Annotated in this window: 1 rRNA gene; it reads left to right on the top strand. The window is 50.8% G+C overall.

Going from position 1 to position 740, the window contains the following annotated elements:
* Positions 1–146 precede the first annotated feature (146 nt).
* Positions 147–740 (top strand): 16S ribosomal RNA (locus AC5PZ0_RS28275); the annotation flags it as partial.

Raw genomic sequence — 740 nt, 5'->3', positions numbered from 1 at the left:
GAATCAAGCAATTCGTGTGGGTGCTTGTGAGTACGGACTGATAGTCACAAAGATTATCAGCATCACAAGTGACCATGCGAGAAATCACATAGTCATTTGAGATTGCTGAGCCAAGTTTAGGGTTTCTTAAAAACCCAAGCAGTATTGAACTGAAGAGTTTGATCATGGCTCAGATTGAACGCTGGCGGCAGGCCTAACACATGCAAGTCGAGCGGATGAGAAGAGCTTGCTCTTCGATTCAGCGGCGGACGGGTGAGTAATGCCTAGGAATCTGCCTGGTAGTGGGGGACAACGTTTCGAAAGGAACGCTAATACCGCATACGTCCTACGGGAGAAAGCAGGGGACCTTCGGGCCTTGCGCTATCAGATGAGCCTAGGTCGGATTAGCTAGTTGGTGGGGTAATGGCTCACCAAGGCGACGATCCGTAACTGGTCTGAGAGGATGATCAGTCACACTGGAACTGAGACACGGTCCAGACTCCTACGGGAGGCAGCAGTGGGGAATATTGGACAATGGGCGAAAGCCTGATCCAGCCATGCCGCGTGTGTGAAGAAGGTCTTCGGATTGTAAAGCACTTTAAGTTGGGAGGAAGGGCAGTAAGCGAATACCTTGCTGTTTTGACGTTACCGACAGAATAAGCACCGGCTAACTCTGTGCCAGCAGCCGCGGTAATACAGAGGGTGCAAGCGTTAATCGGAATTACTGGGCGTAAAGCGCGCGTAGGTGGTTTGTTAAGTTG

This window comes from Pseudomonas sp. 5.2, assembly GCF_059025405.1.
This window is presented reverse-complemented; position numbering and strand designations above follow the sequence as displayed.